Genomic DNA, 8,922 nt, shown 5'->3' with positions numbered 1-8,922 from the left:
GGATAACAGGCTGATACCGCCCAAGAGTTCATATCGACGGCGGTGTTTGGCACCTCGATGTCGGCTCATCACATCCTGGGGCTGAAGCCGGTCCCAAGGGTATGGCTGTTCGCCATTTAAAGTGGTACGCGAGCTGGGTTTAGAACGTCGTGAGACAGTTCGGTCCCTATCTGCCGTGGACGTTTGAGATTTGAGAGGGGCTGCTCCTAGTACGAGAGGACCGGAGTGGACGAACCTCTGGTGTTCCGGTTGTCACGCCAGTGGCATTGCCGGGTAGCTATGTTCGGAATAGATAACCGCTGAAAGCATCTAAGCGGGAAACTAGCCTCAAGATGAGATCTCACTGGGACCTTGAGTCCCCTGAAGGGCCGTCGAAGACTACGACGTTGATAGGTTGGGTGTGTAAGCGCTGTGAGGCGTTGAGCTAACCAATACTAATTGCCCGTGAGGCTTGACCATATAACACCCAAGCAATTTGACTACTCTAACGAGCATCAGATTGCGGTGTGTGAAGACGCAATGAACCGAAAGTTCGACGCTCACAAAACACCGACAGCTGTCACATACCCAATTTGCTGAAGCGAGGCCAACTGGTCACGACTCAGTACCCGAATTTCTTGACGACCATAGAGCATTGGAACCACCTGATCCCATCCCGAACTCAGTAGTGAAACGATGCATCGCCGATGGTAGTGTGGGGTTTCCCCATGTGAGAGTAGGTCATCGTCAAGATTAAATTCCGAAACCCCAATTGCGAAAGCAGTTGGGGTTTTGTTTTGGGCGCTCGAAAGTGTCCGTTCCTTGTTTGCTCCATATCCCTATGGGTTCCCCTCTGCGCTGTGCTATCGAGGCTTTTTGCAATGCCGCCCAAGTTCAGTCGAACCTTACAGCGGTTCAGGGTTCACAGCAGGTGCGTCATGCATTTACCTCTACGGTGTATCTACAAACACCGGTGCAGCGTCTGAGCTCTTGTGCAAAATAATCCCCGAAACAGACAATCCCGCCTGTCCGGACCCGACCACCCGGGACTATCATGCCGATAGCCCTGTCACTCACTGCAAGGAGCCGCTCGGAACGCCGATGCGCCAGATCTGGAAATCTTTTCGAGCCCTTTATTTCGCCTCCTTGATGATGCTGATTGGCTCCGGGCTGCTCAGTACTTATCTGGCCTTGCGCCTGGCGGCAGACAATGTCGACAGCCTGTGGGTCGGTGCGCTGATGGCCGCCAACTATTTTGGCTTGGTTCTGGGTGGCAAGATCGGGCACCGCCTGATTGCCCGGGTCGGGCACATTCGTGCCTACGCCACTTGTGCCGGAATCGTCGGAGCAGCGGTGCTGGGCCACGGTCTGATCGATTGGCTGCCAGCCTGGATCGTGCTTCGGATGATCGTGGGTCTGGGTATGATGTGCCAGTACATGGTCATTGAAAGTTGGCTGAACGAGCAGGCGGATGCCAAGCAGCGCGGCGTAGTGTTCAGTGGCTATATGATTGCGTCTTATCTCGGACTGGTGCTGGGCCAATTGATCCTGGTCATGCATCCCCATCTTGGGCTCGAGCTGTTGATGCTGGTCGCCTTGTGCTTTGCCCTGTGTCTGGTGCCGGTGGCCATGACCCGACGTATTCACCCTGCGCCCTTGCACCCGGCGCCCATGGAACCCCGCTTCTTTATCAAGCGCGTGCCGCAGTCGCTCAGTACAGTATTGGGTGCGGGATTGATCGTGGGCTCGTTCTACGGTTTGGCGCCGCTCTATGCGTCCCAGCAGGGGCTGACGACTGAACAGGTCGGCCTGTTCATGGGTAGCTGCATTTTCGCTGGTTTGCTCGTGCAGTGGCCTTTGGGCTGGTTATCGGACCGCTATGACCGAGCACTGCTGATTCGCTGCTTTGCCTTGTGTCTGGCGATAACGGCGTTGCCGCTGGCGATCATGACCGAGGTGCCCTTGGAAGTGCTGTTCGTGACGGGCTTCTTTTGTTCGCTGGTGCAGTTCTGCCTGTACCCCTTGGCTGTGGCCTTTTCCAACGACCACGTCGAAGGTGACCGTCGGGTTTCGCTGACGGCCATGCTGCTGGTGACCTATGGCATAGGTGCGAGTGTCGGGCCACTGTTGGCAGGTATTGTCATGAAGCTCTTCGGCAGCCAGATGCTCTATGCGTTTTTCAGCCTTTGTGCGTTGGTCCTGGTGTGGCGAATTCGACCGAAGGCGGTAACCAACCTGCACCAGGTCGACGACGCGCCGCTTCATCACGTGGCTATGCCCGACAGTATGTCCAGTTCGCCATTGGTCGCTGCGCTGGACCCCCGGGTGGATGAGCAGGTGGTACAGGAGCAGATGCAAGGCAGTGTTCCTGATCCAGAGCCTGAACCCACACCTGAAGAGCCGGCTAACGAAGAGCCTGCCGACGAAGAGCCACAAGAACCCCTGGACCCAGACGAACACCCCCATGACTTGAGCAGGGCGCGACCCTGAACGAAAAACGGGCAGATCCCACCAGATCTGCCCGTTTTTTTGCCTCAGCGTTAGAGCTTAAAAATCGTCGTCTTTGTCGAAGCGCCGAGCCTCACGTTGCAGCTGATACACAAAGCGCTCCACTTGGCGTTGCACCAGGCCACTCATGTTGTGGAAGCGCACGCCGGCGAACGTGATGTTGATCTTGTCTTCGAAGTGCAGGTAGCGCAGCTCTACGGCGGTAGTCATGCTGCCGAAAGGCAGGGCAGCGACAAAGCGGTCGTAGACCTGGCCCAGCTGCAGGCGTCCGGAGATGTCACCTTCGAAGCGAAGCTTGCAGCCGGTGGCGGAGATATCCAGCAACTTACCATTGACCGGTGCCTTGAGTTTCTCGCCACCCAACTCGATATTTACCAATTGCGCCAATTTCAATGCGGCTCGAAACGCATTGCGACGCTGGTGGTAGACCACCTCGTTGGGCATATTGCCGCTATAGATGCGGTGGCCGTCCTTTTCGCTGAGGCTCAGCGTGCCGTTGCTTTCCCACGCAACCCGTACGCCATCGTGAAAACCTTCGATACGAAAGGGTTCGCCATTCTCCAGGTAGCGTTCACCGTCACGGGGAATCATTTCATCCAGTACCAGCGTCTTGCTGTCTCGGGAAACGTCCACCAGGTAGCTTTGGAAGCGTTGGCTGCGCTCGTGGAAGGTGATGATCAAAGGATCATGGCTGTCTTGGAGCATCCGCAAAGTGCTGGCGATTTCCAGAGGCGTGGTAAGGACCTTCGGGGGCTGCGGGGCATCTTCCGCATTAAGGGCGTTGAACACGATTCTTCCATCTCCAGGCAAAATACGACTACACGCAAGAACAGGCATTTTGCCAGTATGTAGCGCACCTTGGATAGGCCGCGCTGTAAACCGGCGTCAGGCTTGGCTGCGGGTGCTAGGCTTGACCAGGCGTGAGGTGGAGCCTTGGGCGTTGTACAGGGCCGGAGGTTCGCCGCCGTGGAGTATGCGTAACTGATTGGCGGTCGTGGCTTGCTGAAGCTGGATCGACTGGCCGTTGAGCTGGTTGGCTTCCTGGCACTGGGCGAGCAATTGGTTGAGTTCTTTGCTCTGTGACAGCAACTGGTCGCCGACCGAAGAATGACTGGCCAGTTGCGCGAGGCCATCGTGATCGGCCGGCAGACCCAGGCTGATCAGAATCTCGCTGCGCTTCTTGCCGTGCTGTTCGAGCAACACAATCAGCGATTGTTTGCGCGCCAGGATTTCTTCCAGCAAGGGCATATCCCGGCCGTACAAGGCCAGGGACTCTTCTTTGAGCAGCTCGAGCAATTGCTGCGTCGGCGCCAGATCATCAATGATCAGTTGAAGCAAATGTTCGTCGTGGTGCATGGCTGGCCTTGGGTTTTAAGCGTCCAAAAGCCCTGCGCAGGCCTTTGCCTAGCGCTCGGCTTCGAAGTTGAGCAGCTTGCTGGCTACACGGTTGCTGTCGACTTTATAGCTGCCATCTGCGATGGCCTGTTTCAACTCGGCCACGCGGGCTTTATTGACAACCGGCTGGTCGCGCAGCGAGTCAGTGACCTTCTGCAACTGTTGAGCCTCATTGCTCAGGTGTACCGATTCCCCACTCTGGCTGACGCTGGCCTGTTCTGCCTTGGCAGGCAGGGGCTGGGACTTGGCTTCTACGCTGTCCTTGGCACCGCCGGTACGCGTATTGCCTGGCAAAGCCGGGGCGTTATTCAAACGACTGAAATCAATGACCATGTTGAAAAAACCTCTGGGTATTTGGACGCTTGCCATGTTTTCGGCCATACCCGGATAAACTTTAGGCTCGGATTGACAATAAACCTGTACAGGTCGACATCCAACACACAGTGTAGGAAAAGCTGGCGTGTGATTCCAGTGATCTATAAAGCCACTTCGACCTGGCCGGGTGCCGTGACCCGCGCCTTGATCACGCGATTGGAGTTGAGATTCTTGACGCGGATCTGTTCGCTCATGCCGCCGTTGGACAACGCTTCACCTGGCATCCTGACGTTCAACCCGCCGCTGCTGGCGGAAATGACCACTTGGTCACCCTTACGGATCACCTCGGCCTGTTCCAGATGAACCAGGGTGATGACTTGGTCTGTAACCACTGGTCGGGTAAGTCTTTGCCCGATAGCCTGGTCCAGTGAGGTCAGGTAACCCTGATTAATCTGGCTGATGTCTCGCTCACGCAAGGCCACATCCTCGAAGCTGATAATACCGGTGCGTTTCAAAGGTCGCGCAACGACAACCACCTCACGGAACAGCTTGACTTGAGCAGGCACGAACACCGTCCAGGGCGAGGCACCTTCACAGCGTACTTTCACCGTGACTCGGCCAATGGGTTGGGCGGGACTTTCCAGGGTCGCTGTCAATTCCCTGTCGCACATGGGCATGCGCAAACGCGGGTCCAACTGATTGACCTGGATTTCATAACGTCCCGGCGTCTGTGTGGTTGCCAGATAATCTTCTACAGTGAACTCAAGAAACCCTTGGGTGACGCCGATAAGTACATCAGGCAGGGTAACGTTGTCGGCACGGGTCGTAGCATTGAGTCCCAAGGCAAGCAACGCCATCGTGGCGCAGAGTAATCTGCGATAGCGTTGGTGACCGAAGCGTCGGGAAACTGTCGTTTTGATATCCATGATCAATAAATAGCAAAGCTCGTGCCGTTTAGTGTTGGGTACGCTTCGTACCCCTAGTTTTGGGAGTCTGGGCATGGCAGGTGTAATGGATTCAGTAAACCAGCGCACACAGCTGGTAGGGCAGAATCGCCTGGAGTTGTTGCTTTTCCGCCTGGACGGCAAGCAGTTGTATGGCATCAACGTATTCAAAGTGCGTGAAGTGCTGCAATGCCCCAAGTTGACGATCATGCCCAAGTCCAATCCGGTCGTGTGTGGCGTGGCCAACATCCGTGGCGCGACTATTCCGATTCTCGACCTGGCATTGGCCACGGGGTCCTCGGGTTTGCAAGACCGCCAGAGCCCATTCGTGATCATTACCGAGTACAACACCAAGACCCAGGGTTTCCTGGTGCGCTCGGTGGAACGTATCGTCAATATGAACTGGGAAGAGATTCATCCGCCGCCCAAGGGCACCGGACGCGATCACTACCTGACGGCGGTGACGCGGGTCGATAACCAGTTGGTGGAAATCATCGACGTGGAGAAAATTCTCGCCGAAGTGGCGCCGACCTCGGAAGCCATCTCGGTCGGTGTGGTGGATGCCGAGACCGCGCATAAGGCCGTGTCTCTGCGTGTGCTGACCGTGGACGATTCTTCGGTGGCGCGCAAGCAGGTTACGCGTTGCCTGCAAACCGTCGGTGTGGACGTAGTAGCGCTCAATGATGGTCGCCAGGCCCTGGACTACCTGCGCAAGCTGGTGGACGAAGGCAAGAAGCCAGAGGAAGAATTCTTGATGATGATTTCCGACATCGAGATGCCGGAAATGGACGGCTACACCCTTACAGCCGAGATACGCAACGATCCACGCATGCAAAAACTGCATATCATCCTGCATACTTCGTTGTCGGGGGTATTCAATCAGGCAATGGTCAAGAAGGTCGGTGCTGATGACTTCCTGGCCAAATTCCGTCCTGATGACCTCGCATCCCGGGTAGTCGACCGGATCAAGGCAGCAGATCACAGCTAAGGGATTCTCCCCTGGCGGTCACACGATTTAAGAGGCGGTACCATTGTCTACGGGTAATTTGGATTTCGAACAGTTCCGGGTCTTCCTGGAAAAAGCCTGTGGCATATTGCTCGGTGAAAACAAGCAATACCTGGTATCCAGCCGTCTCAACAAACTGATGGAACAGCAGGGCATCAAATCCCTGGGTGAGTTGGTCCAGCGGATCCAGGGCCAGCCGCGCAGCGGGCTCAAGGAAATGGTGGTCGATGCCATGACTACCAACGAAACCTTATGGTTTCGCGATACATACCCCTTTGAAGTGCTTAAGAACAAGGTGCTGCCGGAGGCCATCAAGGCCAGCCCGGGCCAGCGCTTGCGTATCTGGTCGGCGGCGTGCTCTTCGGGGCAGGAACCGTACTCGATCTCGATGTCCATCGACGAGTTCGAACGGACCAATATGGGCCAGTTGAAAGCCGGCGCGCAAATTGTCGCCACGGACCTGTCCGGCACCATGCTTACCAACTGCAAGACCGGTGAGTATGACAGCCTGGCGCTGGGTCGAGGTCTGTCCCAGGAGCGCCTGCAACGTTACTTCGACCCCAAAGGGGCGGGACGCTGGGCGATCAAGGCACCGATCAAGAATCGCGTGGAGTTCCGCTCGTTCAACCTGCTCGATAGTTATGCGAGCCTGGGCAAGTTCGACATGGTGTTCTGCCGTAACGTGCTGATCTATTTCTCGGCTGAAGTGAAGAAAGACATCCTGTTACGCATTCACGGCACGCTCAAGCGTGGGGGGTATCTGTTTCTCGGCGCTTCCGAAGCCTTGAACGGCCTGCCTGATCACTACCAGATGGTGCAGTGCAGCCCGGGTATCATCTACCAGGCCAAGTAAGTCAATGTGAGAGTGTGGGAGGGGGCTTGCTCCCGATAGCGGTGTGTCAGTGATAGATTTATCAACTGAACCACCGCCATCGGGAGCAAGCCCCCTCCCACATTTTTTTGCGGCAAGATAACTAAAAGTGGCAATGCCCATTGCCGCTTTACTGGCGCCACGCGGAAATCACTTGCCGCTTTTCTGGCATTGCCGCCGGCAATCTCCCCCGCAAACCCCTTGTATACGGGGCTTCACAAAATTGGCATGCACCTTGCTATAACCCTGCTAACGAACAGCAGGTCAGCCTAAAGGTCTCCGCCATGAGCATCAGCTTCGATAAAGCGCTCGGTATCCACGAACAGGCCCTGGGCTTTCGCGCCCAGCGTGCCGAAGTCCTGGCCAACAACATTGCCAATGCCGATACCCCGAATTACAAGGCTCGGGACCTGGACTTCTCCGCCGTGCTCGCCGCCCAGCAAGACAAGACCAAGAACGGCACCTTCGCCTTGAACATGACCAACAGCCGTCATATCGAAGCTCAGGGCCTGGGCAATGCTGACGAGTCGCTGCTGTATCGCACGCCGATGCAGCCGTCGATCGACCAGAACACCGTCGACGCCCAACTGGAGCAATCGAATTACGCCGAGAACTCGGTGAACTTCCAGGCCAGCTTCACCCTGCTCAACAGTAAATTCAAAGGGCTGATGTCAGCCCTGCGTGGAGAGTAAGCCATGTCCCTGTCCAGTGTTTTCAATATTGCCGGCAGTGGCATGAGCGCGCAAACCACGCGCTTGAACACCGTCGCCAGTAACATCGCCAACGCCGAGACCGTGTCTTCGAGCATTGACCAGACTTACCGCGCCCGTCACCCGGTGTTTGCCACCATGTTCCAGGCTGGTCAGAGCGGCGGCAGTGATTCGTTGTTCCAGGACCAGGACGCAGCTGGCTCTGGTGTGCAAGTGCTGGGTGTGGTCGAAGACCAGAGCAACCTTGAGGCCCGTTACGAGCCGAACCATCCTGCCGCGAACGAAAAGGGTTACGTCTATTACCCCAACGTCAACGTGGTCGAGGAAATGGCCGACATGATTTCCGCCAGCCGCTCTTTCCAGACTAACGCGGAAATGATGAACACCGCCAAAGCCATGATGCAGAAGGTCCTGACCCTGGGTCAGTGATAAGGGGCGCCAAATAATGGCCATCGTTGATACGTCTAACAATACGGCAGTCCAGGACCTGTTCAATTCCAAGGTCAAGGATGCTTCGAACAATGTATCGAATGTTTCCAAAGCCGCGACTGGTAACCAGTCGCTGGGCAAGGATGCATTCCTGCAGTTGCTGGTCACCCAGCTGAAAAACCAGAACCCGCTGTCGCCTCAGGACAACGGCGCGTTCGTGGCGCAACTCGCCCAGTTCAGCAGCCTGGAAGGCATCAACACCCTGAACGACTCGGTGAATAACATCTCCAGCAACTTCAGCTCCTCGCAAGCGTTGCAGGCTTCGTCGCTAGTGGGGCGGTCGATCATTATCCAGACCGACAAAGCCATGGTTGATACCAGCAAGAGCATGAACGGTTCGGTGGATGTGCCATCGGCGGTGGGCAACGTTTCCGTCAAGATCACCGACAAGGACGGCAACGTCGTGCGCACCGTGGATATGGGCGCGCAGAGTGCCGGCAGCCAGAGCTTTATCTGGGATGGCAAGAACGACAAGGGCGAGGTCGCCCCAGCCGGCACCTACACCTTCAATGCCTCCACCAAGAACGACAAGGGTGATGCGGTGGCCCTGGCCACCTCACTGCCGGCCACGGTAACCAGCGTGACCCTGAGCAAGACCGGCGGCGAAATGCTGCTCAACCTTGCAGGCGGCATGGGCAGCGTCAAGCTGTCGCAAATTCAGACTATCGGTACATAGAGCCGGCTAGATACGGCAGAGGGAGAGAA

General features: G+C 56.4%; 10 protein-coding genes and 2 rRNA genes (1 of these 12 running past the window's edge). 8 read left to right on the top strand and 4 right to left on the bottom strand.

The genetic code is table 11. The annotated features are described in order from the left end of the window. From QYQ93_RS22150 to QYQ93_RS22140, 3 genes are all read left to right on the top strand, one after another. A 23S ribosomal RNA gene (locus tag QYQ93_RS22150) occupies nt 1-459 on the top strand; it begins 2,433 nt to the left of the window's first position. Between the two features lie 157 nt (nt 460-616). Then, nucleotides 617-732 (top strand): 5S ribosomal RNA (gene rrf / locus QYQ93_RS22145). A 348-nt stretch (nt 733-1,080) separates the two neighbouring features. Next, nucleotides 1,081-2,469 carry an MFS transporter gene (locus QYQ93_RS22140; protein ID WP_338475479.1) on the top strand — a complete coding sequence of 463 codons (1,389 nt, stop codon included), beginning with the start codon at nt 1,081-1,083 and terminating at the stop codon, nt 2,467-2,469. Between the two features lie 57 nt (nt 2,470-2,526). Here the strand turns inward: QYQ93_RS22140 and QYQ93_RS22135 are convergent, their stop codons facing one another. The 4 genes from QYQ93_RS22135 to flgA form a co-directional block, all read right to left on the bottom strand. Then, complete coding sequence (locus tag QYQ93_RS22135; RefSeq protein WP_043050116.1) at nt 2,527-3,276, bottom strand: flagellar brake protein; 750 nt, start codon at nt 3,274-3,276, stop codon at nt 2,527-2,529. Between the two features lie 96 nt (nt 3,277-3,372). After that, nucleotides 3,373-3,843, bottom strand: a complete 471-nt coding sequence (locus QYQ93_RS22130; RefSeq protein WP_043050115.1) for a flagella synthesis protein FlgN — start codon at nt 3,841-3,843, stop codon at nt 3,373-3,375. 48 nt (nt 3,844-3,891) lie between these two features. Beyond that, the gene (flgM, locus tag QYQ93_RS22125) at nt 3,892-4,215 is read right to left on the bottom strand and encodes a flagellar biosynthesis anti-sigma factor FlgM (RefSeq protein ID WP_043050120.1); all 324 of its coding nucleotides are present in this window, start codon (nt 4,213-4,215) and stop codon (nt 3,892-3,894) included. Nucleotides 4,216-4,358: 143 nt separating this feature from the next. Then, nucleotides 4,359-5,123, bottom strand: a complete 765-nt coding sequence (gene flgA, locus QYQ93_RS22120; protein ID WP_338475478.1) for a flagellar basal body P-ring formation chaperone FlgA — start codon at nt 5,121-5,123, stop codon at nt 4,359-4,361. Between the two features lie 73 nt (nt 5,124-5,196). Here flgA and QYQ93_RS22115 point away from each other — a divergent pair, with 73 nt between their 5' ends. The 5 genes from QYQ93_RS22115 to flgD all read left to right on the top strand — a co-directional run bounded on the left by QYQ93_RS22115 (nt 5,197) and on the right by flgD (nt 8,893). Further along, nucleotides 5,197-6,129 (top strand): chemotaxis protein CheV, encoded by a 933-nt coding sequence (locus QYQ93_RS22115; protein WP_043050113.1) that lies wholly within the window; start codon nt 5,197-5,199, stop codon nt 6,127-6,129. A gap of 43 nt (nt 6,130-6,172) precedes the next feature. Next, nucleotides 6,173-7,000: a protein-glutamate O-methyltransferase CheR gene (cheR, locus tag QYQ93_RS22110; protein ID WP_005790588.1), complete on the top strand. Its 828-nt coding sequence runs from the start codon at nt 6,173-6,175 to the stop codon at nt 6,998-7,000. Between the two features lie 302 nt (nt 7,001-7,302). Further along, entirely contained in the window at nt 7,303-7,710 is a 408-nt protein-coding gene (gene flgB, locus QYQ93_RS22105; RefSeq protein ID WP_043050112.1) for a flagellar basal body rod protein FlgB, read from the top strand. 3 nt (nt 7,711-7,713) lie between these two features. Continuing rightward, a complete protein-coding gene (gene flgC / locus QYQ93_RS22100) occupies nt 7,714-8,157 on the top strand; it encodes a flagellar basal body rod protein FlgC (protein WP_043050111.1) in 444 nt (147 codons plus the stop codon). Nucleotides 8,158-8,173: 16 nt separating this feature from the next. Further along, on the top strand, nt 8,174-8,893 hold the full coding sequence (gene flgD, locus QYQ93_RS22095; RefSeq protein WP_043050110.1) for a flagellar hook assembly protein FlgD: 720 nt from the start codon (nt 8,174-8,176) through the stop codon (nt 8,891-8,893). The last annotated feature ends 29 nt before the right edge of the window (nt 8,894-8,922 follow it).

The organism is Pseudomonas khavaziana (genome assembly GCF_036704165.1).
GTDB lineage: Bacteria > Pseudomonadota > Gammaproteobacteria > Pseudomonadales > Pseudomonadaceae > Aquipseudomonas > Aquipseudomonas khavaziana.
This window is presented reverse-complemented; position numbering and strand designations above follow the sequence as displayed.